We start from the raw sequence: 18092 nt of genomic DNA, 5'->3' as shown, positions 1-18092 counted from the left end.
GGTTTGCCGCTCCGCAACGCGGGCGACGACGACACCAATGCGCTCATCCGCAAGGTGCATTCGGAATTCGCGGGCTTCACCGAGCGGCAGGACCGCCGCGTGGCCGACATCAACGAGACGATCGGCAACCTCACTGCGTCGGTGGACGCCATCCAGCGGCAGGTGGACGGTGGCATCACCCAGGATCGCGCCATGCCGCTGCCGGTGGACGCTGAATACACTCGCGCCTTCGCCTCCTACGCGCGGCGCGGCGATGCGGTCGATGTGCTCAAGGGCGCGAACGCGACGGGTGAGCGGGCCACGGTTCAGGCGGCCATGTCGAGCGGATCGGCCACGGACGGCGGCTATCTCGCGCCGGTCGAATGGGATCGCAAGCTGCACCAGCGGCAGCGCCTCACGTCGCCCATGCGTCGCCTCGCGACGGTGCAGGTTACGTCGGTGGGCGAATACACGACTGTCTGGAACGGCGACGAATGGGGCACCGGCTGGGTGGGCGAAACCGCCGCCCGTCCGCAGACCACCACGCCGACGCTGGCACAGGTGCCGTTCGCTTCGGGCGAAATTTACGCCAACGCGGCGATCACGCAGCGCCTGCTCGATGACTCCGCCGTCAACATCGACCAGTGGCTTGCTGAGTCGCTGGAACGCGAGTTCAACCGGCAGGAAAACATCGCCTTCCTTTCGGGCAACGGCGTATCGAAGCCGCACGGCCTCCTCACCTACGCTCCCGGCGCGGTGAACGAGACGCGGCATCCCGGCGGGCCGCTGACCGTGGTGGAAGGCGACATCGACTATGACGGGCTGGTCGATTTCCTCTATTCGCTCGACGCGCCCTATCGCCAGAATTCGTCTTGGCTGATGTCGAGCCTCACCGCCGCCGTTATCGCCAAGCTCAAGGATGCCGATGGGCGTCCTTTGTGGCGCGAAGCGTTGATCGCGGATCAGCCGCCCACGCTGCTGGGGCGTCCGGTGGAGATTGACGAGGGGATGCCGACGCCGGTGGCTGGCAACACCGCAATCGCCTTCGGTGATTTCAAGGCGGGCTACCTCATCAATGACCGCATCGGGACGCGCATCCTTCGTGATCCCTACACCAATAAGCCGTTCATCATGTTCTACGCGACGAAGCGGGTGGGCGCGGGTGTGCTCGACCCGTTCGCCATCCGGCTGATGCGGGTCGCCGCCTAACGGCTACGGTGGCCAGAGAAGCGTGAGGGCGGGCGTCCAGCATCAACGGACGCTCGCCCTTCTTATTGTGGCCGTTGGCCAGCGCTGGTGGCAGGGAGGCAATCAGAAAGGGTATTCGGACGATCCTAGGCTCTGCCCTTGATCGAAACTTGCCGCGAGCACAGACGGAGTGACACGCTTCCTAGCCTTCTTACTCGGATCGTAGAATTCCACATTCGCATTCCAGAGATCGGCAAAGAACTGGTGCGTCGTTATGAAGTCCGTATTTTGCGACTTCGGCCACCACCCCTTGCGCGTGGCTTCATAGGCTATCAGCCACATCTCCGATTTCAGCCCTGCTTCATTGGCAAAACCCTGCCAGAATGAGAAATCCAATGCACCACTGATTAGGCTCTTGTGCCACAGGTCTAGAGTAAGCATACCAACGACCGAGCTTCGCAGCGCCATCACATGGGTCATGGCCGAAGCGGGCACGGTAAGACTGATCTCTCGCGCCCAAAAAAGCAGCCACGCTAGTTCGTTGGTATGGCCCGCTGCTGCCTTGATCGGAATTTGTTGCAGAATGTAGGCATGAATTTCCGCGTCAGGTAGGGGTGTTGAGCCATGAACCGCCGCCAAATGCTCCGCGACGAAGCTGAGACATGTTGCGGATCGACGCGCGCAGTAAAGCATCCACCTCACCAGGTGCTCGGTGTTCTGAGACTGTAAGTTGAAGCTTGCTGCGCGTTTGACAGCAAATAGTAGTGCATTCTCTCGTTTGTTCTGATCCGCTAAAAAGATCGCATGCTCAAAAAACGAGTCCAAATCATCCCGCTGCTGACTTGCGCGAGTCGTAAGCGAGAACGTCCGCACAAAATGGATCCATTCGGGCGTATGCGGACACCCCAAGCCGAATGTGCCAGTCTTGTCTGCATTCAGTTCAAGCTGATATTCGTATAAGGCGAGCGACAGACCGGACAGAACGGCTGCAGATGTTTCGTGTTCGTCCAGACCGATTAGCATGTCATCAACATAACGGACGGCGCGGTTCTCAAAATCCGGGATGTGAAGCTTCGCTATCTCCTCGACCTCTACAGCGATCAATTCCGCAATAATCCGGGAGGTGTCTGGTCCGATGGGAATTCCTATCGTTTGACCTTCTTGTCCGGCTCCCACAGCCTTGTCCAAATGGTTAGCGAAGTGGGATTTGAATGCCATGGAGTGATGATTCGTCTTGACGTGAGCCTTTCCCAAGATCGCCCAAGCAATCGAATGCGTATAGATCGAAGGATAGAAACGGGTGATGTCGGTCTTCACATATCGCCCGAAGGTCGAGAGCAGGCGGGCGCGACGGCGCGCGACACCGTCGAAATCAACCCCAGTGATAGCTCGTCCACCGCTATGCGTTGAGAATTCTGGTTTGAATTCGCTTGTTTTAGAACGTGCTACGCGAGCGCGAATATCGCGCCAGTTTTCAGCGATTATATGAGAAACGTAGAGCTGGTTTACTGGGTTAACTAGCGCAAGCTTTCGTCGAGCGTCTCCGTAGCGAGGAATGCTATAAGCCTCGGGCGCGGTCCAATATTTGCGTATTTGAACCGCATCCCATTTCCCTGCAAACGATACAGCCGAAGCAGCGAAATCGTCCGAAGTGAATGGTGGTGGCAACTCGGCTGGCAGATAACCGCGACGTAGCAGTTTACGTAGCCGCATCTCTGCGGCGCGCTTCTTTATTGCAGCCGTGCTCATTCTCGTTGTGTATCGTCCTCTCAAATCGAGCGCCACCGTTGTGATGCGTTGATGGAGGGCCTAGGCTGTCGTCTCGGGGGATAAACCGCAGCCTTCACCCGACTTTGGCCATTTAACCCATGTTTTGCGTGCTAGTTTGCCTCCCTCCCGCTCCGCCATTTTTTGATCTCACGCCGGTTTGCTTCCCTCACGGCTCCCATGGGGCGGCTGAAAGGGCGGGCCGCAGTCGCGGCCTTGCAAACAAATTGCGCTATCCTTGGGCGGCGTTGGAAAGTTCCGTCCATTCATCCCAATCCTTCAGCCGTTGTTCGTAAGCGGATCGGAAGACCGGGATCGTGGTTGAACCGAGCACCAGGCGAAGCGGCGGTTCCGGAGTATCAACAAGACGGGCGATCACGTCGGCCGTCGCCAGCGGATTACCCGTGTCTTCGGGCTTGAAACCGGCGCGCATGGACTGGCGCAGCGTATCGTATTCCACCATGGCGGGCGCTGCGGTCGTCGATGAGCGAAAGCTGGTTGCATAGCTGCCAGGTTCAAGCATCGTCACCTTGATACCAAAACTCCCAACTTCACCGGCCAGCGCCTCGGTGAAGGCTTCAACCGCGAACTTGCTAGCGACATAGCTTCCGCCGGTAGGAAAGCCGACCACGCCGCCAATGCTGGACAATGTAATAATATGACCGCTCCCCTGCGCCCGAAGCAGGGGCAGCACGGCTTGGATGACGGAAAGCGTGCCAAAGACATTGGTCTCGAAATTCGCCTTCGCTGCTGCGAAATCCAGTTCTTCAACCGCCCCCATATAGGCGTAGCCTGCATTGCATATGACGACATCCAGTCGACCGAAATGATCGTGAGCCCGGCCAACCGCTTCGAACACGGCCTTTCGGTCGGTGACGTCGAGCGTCAGGACCAGCAACGTGTCCGGATAGGCCGAAGCGAGATCTTTCATGCTGCTCGGGTCTCGTACTGTCGCCGCCACCCTCTCGCCGCGCTTGAGCGCGGCCTCGGTCCAGATGCGCCCGAAACCCCGCGACGCTCCTGTGATGAACCAAACCCGGTCTTGAGACATTGCATTCTGTCCTGTAAAATCACACTCAGTGCAAAATATTTATTACACTCGGTGTAAATTGACAAGCGCAGCAGACGAATCCCCAGACGTCGGCCCATCGGATGGCAAGCGCGCGGTAAAGCGCCGTGAGACACTGAAGCGCATCGCAAAAGTCGGATTGCGGCTTTTCATCGAAAAAGGCTTTGACGCGACGACCTTGGACGAGATCGCCGAGGCAGCGGGCATCTCGCGCAGGACGTTCTTCTACTATTTCGAGTCAAAGGAAGATGTGCTTCTTGCACATGAAGGTGGTGACTTCGCCAAGGCATTGCGGCCCGCAATGCTTCGCCAGTCGCCAGGACAACCGCCGTTGATGGCCGTCCGGAAATGCATTCTGGAACTGGCGCCTCAATACGAGGGGCCTGACGCCATAGCCGCCGACCGGCTCTTGCGATCGACCGAAGCTCTTCGGCTGCGAAAGGCGGCTCTGTTCGTCGAAATGGAAAAGGCGCTGGCGGATGCCATGGCAGAGCTGTGGCCCGACTTGGAGAAGACAGGTGTCTTACGAACCGCCGCAATGGTCGCCATGGGCGCAGTCCGGCTGGCCTTAGACGACTGGAGGGCAGGCGAGGGCGGATCATCGCTCGCTACCTGTATCAATCTGAGCTTCGATCGCCTGGACCTGGGAATGTGCGATTGATCAGGGCGGCAAGGCTCGGCGCAAGCGAGCGCTCAAGCGGAGACCCGCTGTATTCGACCTTTGGGGGGACCTGAGCGTAGACCTTGCGTACGACCGGCCCCTCTTCCTCAAGTTCGCGCAAAGGCCTTCCGCACAGGCAAGTATTTCGCCGGCGGATATCGAAGCGATCGACGTCCCGTGGCTTCGCGGCCATTTTACAGGCGACCCCGCCTTACTCTTCAGGCGGCGGCCTGCATCGCATGAAACCGCCCGGCCAGCGCTTCCACCGCCGCAGCTTCGCCGGTGCGCACCAGTATTTCATCGTTCAGCAGGCGCGATTTCAGATTGTGGTTGTAACTTCCCAACCACGCATGTGGCCCTTCGCCGCCGCGCACCACGGTGAATTTGTTGTGCATCGGCACCCCGCCGCCATCGCCGATCCGCCGGGCATCGACGCCATGCGCGGCAAGCCGGTCGACAACCCGTTGCGGAACCCGCCGTTCGGTCGCGCTCAACAACAGATGCACGTCGGCTCCGCGCGTCGCCGCGCCTTCCAGCGCAGACAGGAACGTGCCGGATTTGAGATGCGATACCGCTGCCAGAACCTCGTCCCCGCGCCCAACCCCGGCAAGGTCGTGCTCGACCAGCAGCGTATCGGTGCGCGGAAAGAACCACAGCCCCACATTGCCCGACAGGACCGGCGTGCGAAACCCGCGCCGGAAGCGGTCGAGCAGCGACGGCCGCGTCGATGCCAGCCGCCGGACATGGCGTCCCAGCGCTTTTACCGCCGCCCTGTCGCGAATGGGATATAGCAGGTTATAGCCGCGATCCTGATCGCCGATCTCTGCGATTACCTCCGGGTCCTCAGGATCATTCCCCGACGGGTTGAACGATCCGACCAGCGCAACACCGGGCGAACTGAAAGCATAGATTTTGGCGTGCAGATGGCCCAACCCATGCCCCCGGCGGCGCACCGTCAGCCCGCCGTTCAAGCCATGCGCGCCCAGCCGCGCGATCACCGCGTCATTGACATGGGGTCTTCGCGTGTCGCCTTCCAGCACCAACCGCACATCGACGCCGCGATCCGATGCGCGGATCAACGCCTCTGCAAGGTCGAGATCGCGGAAATAATAGGTCGCCCACGCGATTGAGGAACCGGCCGGAGCCTGGTCCACCAGCATCGCCAATGTGTCGCGAAGGAAACGTTCGGGTCGGTCAGGTCCGCCGAAAAGCACTGGCGGGCACGCGGATTCGCCTGTCATGGGGACAAAATCGCCGGATGCACCCGGCGGTTCCGGTCATTGTGCGAAACGGTCCGTTGCGCGAATCAGCGCATCCAGAATGCCCGGCTCGCTATAGGCATGGCCAGCGCCGTCGATCAGCATCAATTCGCCGTCCGCCCAGCGCTCGTTCAACTCGAACGCGGTGCGCGCCGGGCAGGGCATGTCGTACCGGCCATGCACGATTACGCCGGGAATCCCGTTCAGCTTCGGCGCGTCGCGGAGCAGCTGCCCCTCTTCCAGCCAGCCCTTGTTATAAAAGAAATGGTTTTCGATGCGGGCAAAGGCGAGCGCGAAATGGCCGTCATGGAACTGGTCCGACGTTCCCGGTTCGGGGAGCAGGGTGATCGTTTCACCCTCCCAGACAGACCATGCCTTTGCCGCTTCCAGCTTCGCCGCCTCGTCATCGCCGGTCAGCAGCGCGTGATACGCCGCGATCATGTCGCCGCGCGCTTCCGGGGCGATCGGCGCCAGGAACCGCGCGAACTTTTCGGGAAACATCTCGCTCACCCCGAACTGATAATACCAGTCCATTTCGCGCTTCGTCAGCGTATAGATACCGCGCAGCACCAGTTCACTCACCCGGCGGGGATGCGTCTGGGCATAAGCGAGCGCCAGTGTCGATCCCCACGACCCGCCGAACACCTGCCATCGTTCGACGCCCGCCATTTCGCGCAGCGCTTCGATATCGGCGACCAGATGCCAGGTGGTGTTGGCCTCCAGCGAGGCATGCGGCGTTGAACGCCCGCACCCGCGCTGATCGAACAGCAGGACGTCGTACCGATCCGGGTCGAACAATTGCCGGTGCGCGGGGGAACATCCGCCGCCGGGGCCGCCATGCAGGAAAACCGCAGGTTTCGCGCCGGGCGTGCCCGCCCGCTCCCAATAGACGCTGTGCCCCTCGCCGGTGTCCAGCATGCCGCTGTCATAGGGTTCGATGGACGGATAGAGGGTGCGATACGTCGTCATGCGCACCGCCTTACGCCTTGCAAGGTCGCGGGTCGAGCATGGCGGACAAGCGCTATTGCGCGCACCTGCCCGCCACCCTAAGGCTGATGTGGCAACATATCATCGGGGGAATATTCTTGCAGCTGAAACCGCTGTTCGCCGCGTTCGCCATCGCACTCGCCGCCACGCCAGCCATCGCGCAGGACAAGCAGGTCACCACGACGACCAGCGAGAAGAAGAGCGAGGATGACAGCAAGTTTCCCCCACTGCCCGACGACAAAAGCATCGATCAGAGCGCAAATATCGGCGGCCGCACCATCCGGTACAAGGCAACGGTCGGAACCATTTCCGTGCGCGACGACAAGGGCAAGGAGATCGGCCAGGTCGTCTATACCGCCTATACCGTGCCCGGCGGCGGGACGGACCGGCCGGTAACCTTTGCCTTCAACGGCGGCCCCGGCGCTTCGTCGGTCTATCTCAACATGGGCGCGATCGGGCCGAAGCGCGTTCAGTTCGGCGCGCAGGGCAATGCGCCGTCCGATTCGCCGGTCACCACCGACAATGCCAATAGCTGGCTCGACTTCACCGATCTGGTGTTCATCGATCCCGTCGGAACCGGCTTTTCGCGCAGCCTTGTCGATCCCGACGAAACGAAGAAGCATTTCTATGCCAACGATCCCGACATCGAATATCTGTCGAAGGTGGTGTTCGACTGGCTGGTGAAGGAAGGGCGGCTGCGCTCGCCCAAATATCTGGTCGGCGAAAGCTATGGCGGGTATCGCGTGCCGCGCATCGCGTACGAGCTTCAGTCGCAAATCGGCGTTGGCGTCAGCGGCATCGTGCTCGTCTCGCCCTATCTCGACCCGGCGTCGGGCGCGGGGTCGACCGCGCTTTCGCCGCTTCCCTGGATGATCGACCTGCCCTCGATGGCGGCGGCGCATATGGAACGCCAAGGGCGGCTGACCCCGCAGGCGATGCAGGACGTCGTCGCCTATACGCGCGGCCAGTTCGCGACCGATCTGCTTCAGGGGCGGTCGGACCCGGCGGCGGTCAACCGACTGGTCGATCATGTGACCGAACTTACCGGACTTGACCGCGATCTGGTCGCGAAGCTGGGCGGGCGGGTCGATGCCGGCACCTATTTGCGCGAAGTGCACCGCGCCGAAGGAAAGATCGGCAGCGTCTATGACAGCAATGTCACCGCCTATGATCCCTTTCCCTGGTCGGCCGAGCGCCAGTCGAACGATCCGATCCTCGACGCGCTGATCGCGCCGACGACCAGCGCGATGGTCGATTTCGTCACCCGCACCGTGGGGTGGAAGACGACCGCGCGCTATCACGCGCTGTCCTATGAAGTGAATCAGGCATGGGACCGGGGAAAGCCCGACGACACCCCGGTGCAGGATTTGCGCAAGGCGATTGCGAACGATCCCAACATGGCGGTGATGATCGCGCATGGCTGGGACGATCTGTCCTGCCCATTCATGGCATCGCGCCTGATCGTCGATCAAATGCCCGATTTCGGCATGGCCGACCGGGTGAAGCTCGACGTCTATCCCGGCGGCCATATGTTCTATTCGCGCTCCGACAGCGGCGCGAGCTTCAAGGCAGACGCAAGGGCGCTGTTCCACCGCTGACGGGGCGGCCCAGCGTTAAAGGACGACCGTTTCGGTCGCCCCAGCCCCGCGTCATCGGAACCCATGGCAATATCGTCATTGCGAGCCCCGCAGGGCGCGACGATGCAGATGTGCGCATCATGCCGATGACTGCTGGATCGCCGCGCCGCTGCGCTCCTCGCGATGACGATACAGTGAGCGAGTCACACTTGCGGCTATTTGATATTCGATGTCTCGTTCAACGGAAGCCGATCCCAACTTTCGCTGGGATGACGACTTGCCGGGGGGGGGGGCTTTAAACATGGTCGCCGCAAAGCTGAAGGGTTTAGCTCTGAAGCACAGAGAGTTGTTCAGCGCGTTCGATATCCTTCGGCCTGCCGAAGCCGCGCAGCATCTGTTGCAACTCTATACAACCGGGAACGAAAACAGTTGTCTCGCCAAATTCGACGGCTTCCCGGGTCCGCGGGTTGGCCGGCAACCAATTGCCGCCGACGCGATAGCGAAAATTCGCCATAAATTCGATTTGGAGCGGTGCCTCGGTAAAAGTCCCGAAAATACCCGATCGGAAATTCGCATGGCTTGGTCCGCGCCGGAGCTCCAATCCGAAAGTCGGGAAAAGGCGCTCGGCATCGCCAACGCTTAACAGGACATCAACATCCGAAACTTGCCCCGCATCCGCCCCGTGCAGCGCAACCGCGGCACCAGCGATAATCCACCACGGTTCGTGCGCAGCGCGCATCATATTGCCCGCCGCTCGAACCGAAATTGCCAAAGGTTCGCTGATCACTATCCGCAACTCCGCTTTATTTGCAGACAAGAAACCGGCTATCGCCAATACCTGACGATACCGTCTCCCCTATACCCGCCCCGTAACCCATCTCGCCACCGCCCGCGCGATCCGCTAAACCCGGACCGTGACCATTGCGCTTGCCATTCTTGTCTCGGCCATCGCCATGACGCTGATCGTGGGCGTGCGCTATCTGATCGCCAGCGGCGGGTTCGCGCTTGCCACGCGGATCAGGCATCCGGGGCTATATGCCGGGCTCGACAAACAGATGCTGCGCGAAATCCGCTGGAGCCTGTATTCGGCCGCGATCTATGGCGTGCCTGCCGGGATCGTCGCATGGGGGTGGCATAATCGCGGCTGGACGCGGATCTATGCCGATATCCACGCCATGCCGATCTGGTACATTCCCGTCAGCGTCTTCGCCTATCTCTTCGCGCACGACACCTGGTTCTACTGGACGCATCGCTGGATGCATGTCCCCAGATGGTTTCGCATCGCACACGCCGTCCATCATGCCAGCCGCCCGCCGACCGCATGGGCGGCGATGAGCTTTCACCCGATCGAGGCGCTTACCGGCGCGATCGTCATCCCGGCGCTGGTTTTCATCCTTCCGATCCATATCGGCGCGCTCGGCTTTGTGCTTGCCGTGATGACGGTTATGGGGGTCACCAACCATATGGGGTGGGAGGTTTTCCCGCGGTTCATCTGGGACGGGCCATTGGGGCGCTGGCTAATCACTGCCAGCCACCATCAACGCCATCACGAACGCTATGGATGCAATTATGGCCTCTATTTCCGGTTCTGGGATCGCCTATGCCGCACGGACGATGGCCTTGGAAGTTTCCAGCGCCGGGCCGGTCCAACGGTTTCTGCGGCGGCTGGGGGTGGCGCTGATCGTGGTGGCGGCGCTGACCGGCGCGGCGGCACCGTCCGCCCCTTCGCCGCTAACGGTTCGGATCGATAATCTTCGTTCGCAAAAAGGACAGGTGCTGCTGTGCCTGACCGCAAGCGCCGCGCATTTCCCCGATTGTGCGGATGATCCGAATGCGATCCGGCGCTCGGTCCCCGCGGCGCAGCACGTCATCCGGTTCGACGCGCTCGCCCCCGGCACCTATGCAGTGTCGGTAATCCATGACGAAAACGGCAATTCGCGGCTCGATACCTTTGCCGGCATTCCGCGCGAAGGCTTTGGATTTTCGCGCAATCCGGCGGTGCATTTCGGCCCGCCGCGTTTCGCCGCCGTCCGGTTCGTGCTCGGTGCGGATACGGCAAATCAGGACATAAAGATCCAATATATTCTGTGACAACGCCATGTTGCTGCGATATTGCGGGACCCGAAATGTCACCGGTGCGTTGGGCCGCCAATCTCCATACCGAAAGGTTTAATTTCGTGCTGATTCGTCTTTTCTGCGCTGCCGGACTTGCCGCGGCGACCCTTCACCCGGCGCTCGCGCAAACCGCCGATCCGGCGGACAGTCTTGCGGGCGACCGGGTGACCGTCGGGATCGGGGCTGCGTCGGTTCCCGATTATGAAGGCGCGGATACCAACAACTGGAATCCGGCGGCGCTCGTCAACGGGAAGGTCAGCGGGATTGATTTCTGGTCGCGCGGCACGCAACTTTATGTCGACCTCGTCCCCGACGCGCCCGGACCGGGCACCAATTTCAGCGCCGGACCGATCGCCGGCGTTCGCCTGAACCGTACCGGCGATATCGACAATCCGCAGGTTGCGGCACTGGGCAAGCTCGACACCGCGTATGAACTGGGCGGGTTCGTCGGCATTTCGCGCACCGGCGTGATCACGAGCGATTACGACACGCTTTCGGCGCGCGTCGCCGTCGTGGCCGATGTCGCAGGGGCGTATGACAGCTATGTTGTCACGCCGCAGATCAGCTACACCACGCCGCTTTCGCGCCAAACACTGGTCGGCCTGTCGGCTTCAGCCGATTATGTGGGCAAGGGCTATGGCCGCACCTATTTCTCGGTGACGCCGGAGGGTTCGGTGGTGAGCGGCCTGCGCACGTACGACATTAGCGACAGCGGGTTCAAAAGCGCTTCGTTCGGCCTGTACGGTATACAGAGCATCAGCGGCGACCTGCTCCACGGGTTCGGCATTGGTGGCGGTGTGTTCTACACGCGCATGCTGGGCAAATATAAGGACAGCCCGATCGTTTCGGACGTCGGCGATGCCGATCAGTTTACGGTAGGCGCCGGACTTACCTACACCTTCTGATGCCGCAAACCGCGCCGACCGGCACCGCCGGCGGCCACCCGGTCACGCCCGACGGACGCTATTTCGTCGTGCGTGGCCGGTTGTGGCGGATGAGCAATCCTGCGCTCTCGCCCGATCGCCGTGACGCGCTCGTCCAGGACCTGATGGCCGCGCAGGGCAAAGCGCGATGCACAAAGCGATGGCGAGCGGCAGGCCGCAGAGATCGGTCTGTGGCATGTCGCGGGGAGGATCGCGACCAGGATGGAACGTCCCGTCTTCATCGTAAAGGGGCTACGACCGGCCATCGCCTGAGTTCAGGTCGCTTCGCCATTATCGACTTGTGCGCTGCGGCAACGCCATTCTAAACGCGGTTCGATGCAGGACGACCGATCGAACCAAAAATTCTGGTGGCAAACGCGCTGGTTTGTGCTTGCCATGGCCCTGCTGGCCATTGTGCCGCTGATCTGGCCCGATATTCCGCCGCTGGTCGACCTGCCGGGGCATATGGGCCGGTATCGCGTGCAACAGGCCTATGGCAGCGTTCCCTGGCTCAAGGACTGGTACGATTTTCACTGGAGCCTGATCGGCAATCTCGGCATCGATCTGCTCATCATCCCGCTTGGCGCGCTGCTGGGGCTGGAAGCGGCAGTAAAGCTGATCGTCATCGCGATCCCGATGCTCACCGCGATCGGCCTGTTGTGGATTGCGCGCGAGGTGCACGGAAAAATCCCCGCAACCGCGCTGTTCGCGTTGCCGCTGGTCTACAGCTTCCCGTTTCATTTCGGCTTTGTCAATTTCGCGCTCGCCATGGCGCTGGCGCTCAACGCCTTCGCGCTGTGGCTGCGGCTTGGGCGGCTGGAACGCATCGGCCTGCGCGCCGCGATCTTCGTGCCGCTATCTTTCATTATATGGGTAACGCACACCTATGGCTGGGGACTGCTTGGCCTGCTCGCCTTTTCGGGCGAACTGGTGCGCCAGCGCGACCGTCTGGGCGGCTCGTGGTACAACTGGCTTCTCGCTGCGATCTACGCCGGTCTTCACTGTCTGGTGCTCGCCGCGCCGGCGATATTGATGGTGGCGTGGCGAACCGGCCATGTTTCGGGACAGACCTTTGACTGGTTCAATTTTCGCGCGAAGATGCTGTGGGTGACCCAGGTCTTTCGCGACCGCTGGCAGCTGTTCGATCTTGCCTGTCTGGCGGTGCTGTACCTGATATTGTTCAAGGGCGTTCGCGATCCCAACATTCAATATTCGCGCAACCTGACGCTTTCGGCCCTGCTGCTGCTCGCGGTCTATCTGCTGCTGCCGCGCGTGGTGTTCGGCTCCGCCTATGCCGATATGCGGCTCGTGCCGTTCATCTTCATGATCGCGCTGATCGCGATCCGGCCGCGCCCCGGACTTCCAATCCGCCGGGCGGGCGTGATCGCGGCAATCGGCCTTGCCTTTTTCGGCGTGCGCATGGCCGCGACAACGGCCAGCTTCTACCTCTACGACAAGACATATGACCGCAATCTCGCCGCGCTCGACCATGTGCCGGTGGGCGCGCGGCTCGTCACCTTTATCGGCGAAACCTGCTATAACGAATGGAAGATGACGCGGCTTCAGCATCTGCCGGGCATCGCACTGGAACGCCGCCTCGCCTTCGCCAACGACCAATGGTCGATGGAGGGCGGTCAGTTGCTCACCGTGCGCTTTCCCGAAGGACGCGGCTATCGCCACGATCCGTCGCAGATCGTCAGCGACGTCAAATGCCCGCGCGAATGGTGGCGGCCGATCGCCGGCGCGCTGGCCGGTTTCCCGCGCTCGGCGTTCGATTATGTGTGGATCGTCGACCCGCCGAAATACGACCACCATCTGGAACAGGGGCTGACGCCGGTTTGGCGCAGCGGCACCAGCGCGCTGTTCCGCGTAGATCATGACGCCGCAGCGCCGCGCATCCGGATGAAGGACCTTGGCCCCTATGGCCCCGAAATGTTCGCCCGCGCCCGGCACAGCCGCCGGATCGCGCGCATGCTGGCGGGATATGGCAACCCGCTTCCCGGCGACGGCGTGAAGAGCGCTGCCATGCTTGTCGGCGACGCGCCTCAGCCCGAACGTTTGAAGGGCGCTAGTTCGCCCAGATAATCCTGTTCCTGCTCGACCGCCTCGCGCTCGCGAACCAGATAGTCGGCAACCGCGCGGCGAAAGCCAGGGTCGGGGATGTAATGCGCCGACCAGGTGGGCACCGGGACATAGCCGCGCGCCAGCTTGTGCTCCCCCTGCGCGCCCGCCTCAACCCGCGCCAGCCCGCGTTCGATCGCAGCATCGATCGCTTGATAATAGCACAGTTCGAAATGCAGGAACGGCACGTCCTCAATACAGCCCCAATAGCGGCCATATAGCGCGTCGGCGCCGATCAGGTTGAGCGCGCCCGCGATCGGCGCGCCGTCGCGCTCGGCAAAGAGCAGCAGCACCTTGTCGGCCATCGCTTCGCCCAGCATCGAGAAGAAAGGCCGGGTCAGATAGGGCCGCCCCCATTTGCGCGCGCCCGTATCCTGATAGAATTGCCAGAAGGCGTCCCAATGCGCCTCGGTAATAGCCGTGCCCGTCAAATGCCGGATGGTCAGCCCCTCTACGGCGCGCGCACGTTCCTTGCGGATCGCCTTGCGCTTGCGGCTCGCGAGCGCGCCGAGGAAATCGTCGAAGCAGGAATAGCCGTCATTCGCCCAGTGAAACTGGTTGCCACGGCGGATCAGCCAGCCGGCATCTCGAAACGCGCCGACCTGATCGGGGGCGATAAACGTGGCATGCGCAGAGGATAGCCCGTTATTATCGGTCACCGCCTCCAGCGCGGCGATCAGCGCGGGTGCCGAATCGCGCTCGCGCAGCAACAGGCGCGGTCCCGGCACCGGGGTGAAGGGGACCGCGACCTGCAATTTGGGATAATAGTCGCCGCCTGCCCGCTCCCATGCATCCGCCCAGGCATGGTCGAACACATATTCGCCCTGGCTGTGCCCCTTGGCATAGGCGGGCGCGATTCCCGCCGGCTTTCCATCCGGTCCGTCGACGATCACCGGAAGCGGCTGCCACCCGGTTTGCGCGTTCGCCGATCCCGATTTTTCAAGGATCGAAAGAAAGGCGTGCGACAAAAACGGATTGTCCGGCCCGGCGCACGCGTCCCAGTCGGCGGCGGGGACGGACTGGACGCCCTCGGCGATGCGGGCAGTGATCGGCTGCGAATTCACCCGGGCAATGTAGGACGCGATCTGGCCGGGGGAAAGGTCAGGCGCGATCCATTCCCGGCTTCGCCGCGTCCGCCCAGCTCTTCACATGCACGTCGCGCTGCGGGAACGGGATTTCAATGCCGTTTTCCTTGAACAAATGCCACAGCCGGTTGAGAACATCCGAACGGACATTGCCCACCCCGCCTTCGGGATCGTTGATCCAGGCGAGGATTTCATGATCGACCGAGCTTTCGCCATAGCCGGCCAGCCACACATTGGGTTTCGGCGTCTTCAGCACGCGGGGACTGTCCTGCGCCGCTTTCAGCATCAGTTCCTGCGCCAGTTTAAGGTCGGCGTTATACGAAACCCCCACCGGGATGCGCACGCGCACGTTGCGATCGGAGTAGGACCAGTTCTCCACCTCCTGCGTCATCAGGTTTTCGTTCGGGATCAGATGCTCCTTGCCATCGCGGGTGATGACGCTGACCGCGCGCACGCCGATCTTGTTCACCCAGCCGAAGCTGTCGCCCACTACGATCACGTCGCCCGGCTTTATCGAACGGTCCATCAGCAGGATGATTCCGGCGAACAGATTGCCCACCGTCTTCTGCAACCCGAAACCGATGGCGAGGCCGAGGCCGCCCGAAAACACCGCGAAGGTAGTGAGGTCGATGTCGAGGAAATCGACGCCGATAAAGAACGCTGCGACCAGTACCGCGATGCCCGACAATTTCTGCACCAGCAGCTTTTGCGCCGGATCGAACCCTTTCGTCCGTTGCACCGAATGGCCGATGACCCGGTTGGCAAGACGGACACCGGCGAACAGCAGTGTCGAAACCAGAATGATCGTCACCAGCGACATCAGCGTGAAGCGGCGTGATCCGACCGCGAAGCCGATCCGCTCCATCGCCGCGGTAATGACCTCCAGCCCGCCAATGGCGTTGGAGAAGATCGCGACGAACAACACCGCGCCGACGATCCACGCCGCCCAGCGCGGCAGGCTGAGCCCGCGCAGCACCTCTATCGCGACCAGCGCCGTCGCCGCACCCAGCGCCAGTCCCACGCCTGTCGCCGCCAGCAGGTGCCAGGGCCAGAGTGCTGAAACGAACGACAGGATCAGCGCCGCCGACCCGTGACGAAGGATGACGCCCATCCGGTCGCCCAGCCCTTCGGCACCGCCCACGCGCTCCTTCCAGAATTCGCTGAGACGCGGGCCGAAGCGGCGACCGATATACCACCCGGCGACCAGTCCGGCGATCGCGAAGATGCAGGCGACCCCTGCCTCGATCAGATACGGCGTCGGCGGCAGGGTGATGCCGTATTGCGCCAGCCAGTCGAGCGCCTGGCGCGTCATCCGCCGGCCGCCGCGAACCGGTCCAGCCCGGCGGCAAGGTCCGCGATCAGATCGCCGGTGTCCTCCAGCCCGATCTGCAGCCGGATCGCCGGCCCTTCGGCCTGCCATGTCGTGGCGGTGCGGATGCGGTCGGGATCCATTGGCGTGGCAAGGCTTTCGAAACCGCCCCAGCTATATCCCATTCCGAACAATTCCAGCCCGTCGAGCAACGCCACCCGCCCGGCATCGTCGCCGCCGTTCAGCACGAACGCGAACAGCCCCGACGCGCCCTTGAAATCGCGATGGAAGATATCGCTTCCCGGACAATCGTCGAGCGCGGGGTGAAGGACGCGCGCAACCTCCGGCCGGGTTTTCAGCCATTGGGCGATTTCCAGCGCGCTTTTGCCGTGATGCGCGAGCCGCACCCCCATGGTGCGCAACCCGCGCGAGCCGAGATAGGCGTCGTCGGCGCTCACCACCTGCCCCAGCGCGAAGCTGGTCGAACGAAGCTGGTGCCAATATTGCGCGGTCGTCGTCACCGAACCCAGCATCGCGTCGGAATGGCCCACGACATATTTGGTGCAGGCAAGGATGGTCAGGTCGATGCCCTTTTCGATCGCCGGAAAATAAAGCGGCGTCGCCCAGGTATTGTCGAGCAGCGTCACGATCCCCCGCGCCTTCGCGGCCGCGACGATCGCTGGAATGTCCTGCACCTCGAACGTCAGGCTGCCCGGGCTTTCCATAAAGATGGCGCGGGTATTTTCCCCGATCATATCGGCGATGCCCGCCCCGATCAGCGGGTCGTAGAAACGCGTTTCGATCCCGAACCGCTTCAGCATGCCGGTCGCGAAGCCGCGGGTGGGATCATACACGCTGTCGGGAAGCAGCAATTCGTCGCCGGGCGACAGCACCGACAGCAGCGCCGCTGAAATCGCCGCAACGCCGCTGGGATACAGGAACGTCGCCTCCGCGCCGGGTTCCAGCTCGGTCAGCGCGTCGGCAAGCGCCCATTGGGTGGGCGTTCCGCGCCGGCCGTAGAACAGGCGATGATGGGTGTCGCGCGCGGCGTTGGCACGCATATCGGCGACGCTGTCGTACAGGATCGTCGATGCGCGCCAGACCGGCGGATTGACGATACCCTGCGTCCATTCCTTGCGCCGCCCCGCCGTTACCAGCCGCGTCGCCGTTTCGATATTCTTCGCGTGTTCGCTGCTCACATGATCCCCGTCTGTTTGGGCGTGTCGGGGTCCGCACCCCATTCGGTCCAGCTTCCATCGTACAGCGCCGCTTCGTTGCCAAGCAGGTGCAGGCCGAAAAGCAGCACCGCCGCCGTCACGCCCGAACCGCAGGTGGTGACGACCGGCCGATCAATTTCCACCCCCGCATCTTCAAACGCCTGGCGCAGGTCCGCGCCGCGCTTCCATGTGCCGTCTTCGCGGAACAGATCGGCGTAATAGACATTTTTCGCGCCCGGTATGTGACCCGGTTCGACGCCGGGGCGGCTTTCCGCTTCGGCTCCGGCAAACCGCGCGGGCGAGCGGGCATCGACCACTTGCTCCGCCCCGCTGGAAAGATTGGCTTTCATCGCGGCCAGATCGCGAACGCCGCGATCGTCCCTCGCCCCGGCGAAGCGGCGCGGCGGCAGGGTATCGGCTCCGCTTTCCAGCGGGCGGCCCTCCGCCTCCCATCGGGCAAGGCCACCGTCGAGGATCGCGACCCGCTGCGCGCCGTACAGGCGAAGCATCCACCATGCGCGCGCCGCAGTATGCAAGGGCGAATTGTCATAGACCACGATCCGGCAGCCATCGCCCAGCCCAAGCGCGCTCATGCGATCCGCGAACATATCGGCGGACGACAGCATCATCGGCAGGCTGCTTTCGCTGTCGCTGACATCGGCAAGGTTCAGGAACACCGCACCGGGAATATGCCGCCGCTCATATTCAGCGCGCGCATCGCGGCCCATATCGGGCAGGAACCAGCTGGCATCGACGATGCGCAGATCCGCTGCGCCCGTTTCGTCCGCAAGCCATTGCGGCGACACAAGTGATTCCATGACCGCTTCCTCCATGC

Annotated in this window: 17 protein-coding genes; 7 read left to right on the top strand and 10 right to left on the bottom strand. The window is 62.4% G+C overall.

Annotation, left to right across the window (positions count from 1 at the left end):
• The first annotated feature begins 3 nt into the window (after positions 1–3).
• Positions 4–1188, top strand: coding sequence for a phage major capsid protein (locus KY084_RS04015; protein ID WP_219237156.1), 1185 nt, complete (start codon positions 4–6; stop codon positions 1186–1188).
• A 102-nt stretch (positions 1189–1290) separates the two neighbouring features.
• On the opposite strand, the gene KY084_RS04010 is transcribed toward KY084_RS04015, so the two are convergent.
• Positions 1291–2916 (bottom strand): RNA-directed DNA polymerase, encoded by a 1626-nt coding sequence (locus KY084_RS04010; RefSeq protein ID WP_219237155.1) that lies wholly within the window; start codon positions 2914–2916, stop codon positions 1291–1293.
• A 250-nt stretch (positions 2917–3166) separates the two neighbouring features.
• Positions 3167–3985: an SDR family NAD(P)-dependent oxidoreductase gene (locus KY084_RS04005; protein ID WP_219237154.1), complete on the bottom strand. Its 819-nt coding sequence runs from the start codon at positions 3983–3985 to the stop codon at positions 3167–3169.
• Between the two features lie 58 nt (positions 3986–4043).
• On the opposite strand from KY084_RS04005, the gene KY084_RS04000 reads away from it, so the two are divergent.
• Positions 4044–4664, top strand: coding sequence for a TetR family transcriptional regulator (locus KY084_RS04000; protein WP_219237153.1), 621 nt, complete (start codon positions 4044–4046; stop codon positions 4662–4664).
• Here KY084_RS04000 and KY084_RS03995 read toward each other — a convergent pair.
• Genes KY084_RS03995 through pip form a run of 3 tightly spaced genes read right to left on the bottom strand, consistent with a single transcriptional unit; the run spans position 4621 to position 6892 of the window.
• Positions 4621–4857: a winged helix-turn-helix transcriptional regulator gene (locus KY084_RS03995; protein WP_219237152.1), complete on the bottom strand. Its 237-nt coding sequence runs from the start codon at positions 4855–4857 to the stop codon at positions 4621–4623. The two genes, KY084_RS04000 and KY084_RS03995, sit on opposite strands and share 44 nt — an antisense overlap.
• A gap of 25 nt (positions 4858–4882) precedes the next feature.
• A complete protein-coding gene (locus KY084_RS03990; RefSeq protein WP_219237151.1) occupies positions 4883–5905 on the bottom strand; it encodes a phospholipase D-like domain-containing protein in 1023 nt (340 codons plus the stop codon).
• 36 nt (positions 5906–5941) lie between these two features.
• A complete protein-coding gene (gene pip, locus KY084_RS03985; protein WP_219237150.1) occupies positions 5942–6892 on the bottom strand; it encodes a prolyl aminopeptidase in 951 nt (316 codons plus the stop codon).
• Between the two features lie 86 nt (positions 6893–6978).
• Here pip and KY084_RS03980 point away from each other — a divergent pair, with 86 nt between their 5' ends.
• Positions 6979–8508 (top strand): S10 family peptidase, encoded by a 1530-nt coding sequence (locus KY084_RS03980; RefSeq protein ID WP_219237388.1) that lies wholly within the window; start codon positions 6979–6981, stop codon positions 8506–8508.
• Positions 8509–8812: 304 nt separating this feature from the next.
• Here KY084_RS03980 and KY084_RS03975 read toward each other — a convergent pair whose 3' ends face one another.
• On the bottom strand, positions 8813–9274 hold the full coding sequence (locus tag KY084_RS03975; RefSeq protein ID WP_219237149.1) for a hypothetical protein: 462 nt from the start codon (positions 9272–9274) through the stop codon (positions 8813–8815).
• Between the two features lie 166 nt (positions 9275–9440).
• Between KY084_RS03975 and KY084_RS03970 the strand changes: the two genes are divergently transcribed.
• From KY084_RS03970 to KY084_RS03955, 4 genes are all read left to right on the top strand, one after another.
• Entirely contained in the window at positions 9441–10238 is a 798-nt protein-coding gene (locus KY084_RS03970) for a sterol desaturase family protein (protein WP_219237386.1), read from the top strand.
• On the top strand, positions 10159–10578 hold the full coding sequence (locus KY084_RS03965; RefSeq protein WP_343227949.1) for a DUF2141 domain-containing protein: 420 nt from the start codon (positions 10159–10161) through the stop codon (positions 10576–10578). Before KY084_RS03970 ends, KY084_RS03965 begins: the two co-directional genes overlap by 80 nt.
• A gap of 86 nt (positions 10579–10664) precedes the next feature.
• On the top strand, positions 10665–11507 hold the full coding sequence (locus tag KY084_RS03960; protein ID WP_343227948.1) for a MipA/OmpV family protein: 843 nt from the start codon (positions 10665–10667) through the stop codon (positions 11505–11507).
• Between the two features lie 354 nt (positions 11508–11861).
• The gene (locus KY084_RS03955) at positions 11862–13610 is read left to right on the top strand and encodes a hypothetical protein (protein WP_219237147.1); all 1749 of its coding nucleotides are present in this window, start codon (positions 11862–11864) and stop codon (positions 13608–13610) included.
• On the opposite strand, the gene KY084_RS03950 is transcribed toward KY084_RS03955, so the two are convergent.
• The 4 genes from KY084_RS03950 to sseA are packed head-to-tail and all read right to left on the bottom strand — an operon-like array spanning position 13571 to position 18075.
• The gene (locus KY084_RS03950; RefSeq protein WP_219237146.1) at positions 13571–14710 is read right to left on the bottom strand and encodes a GNAT family N-acetyltransferase; all 1140 of its coding nucleotides are present in this window, start codon (positions 14708–14710) and stop codon (positions 13571–13573) included. The genes KY084_RS03955 and KY084_RS03950 overlap by 40 nt on opposite strands.
• A 37-nt stretch (positions 14711–14747) precedes the next feature.
• Complete coding sequence (locus KY084_RS03945; RefSeq protein ID WP_219237145.1) at positions 14748–16043, bottom strand: mechanosensitive ion channel family protein; 1296 nt, start codon at positions 16041–16043, stop codon at positions 14748–14750.
• Complete coding sequence (gene metC, locus KY084_RS03940) at positions 16040–17239, bottom strand: cystathionine beta-lyase (protein ID WP_425516716.1); 1200 nt, start codon at positions 17237–17239, stop codon at positions 16040–16042. Before metC ends, KY084_RS03945 begins: the two co-directional genes overlap by 4 nt.
• Entirely contained in the window at positions 17236–18075 is an 840-nt protein-coding gene (gene sseA, locus KY084_RS03935) for a 3-mercaptopyruvate sulfurtransferase (RefSeq protein WP_219237143.1), read from the bottom strand. Before sseA ends, metC begins: the two co-directional genes overlap by 4 nt.
• Positions 18076–18092 lie beyond the last annotated feature (17 nt).

The organism is Stakelama flava (assembly GCF_019351405.1).
GTDB classification, from domain to species: domain Bacteria; phylum Pseudomonadota; class Alphaproteobacteria; order Sphingomonadales; family Sphingomonadaceae; genus Sphingomonas; species Sphingomonas flava_A.
The sequence above is the reverse complement of the archived record's forward strand: the minus strand, read 5'-3'. Positions and strand labels throughout refer to the sequence as shown.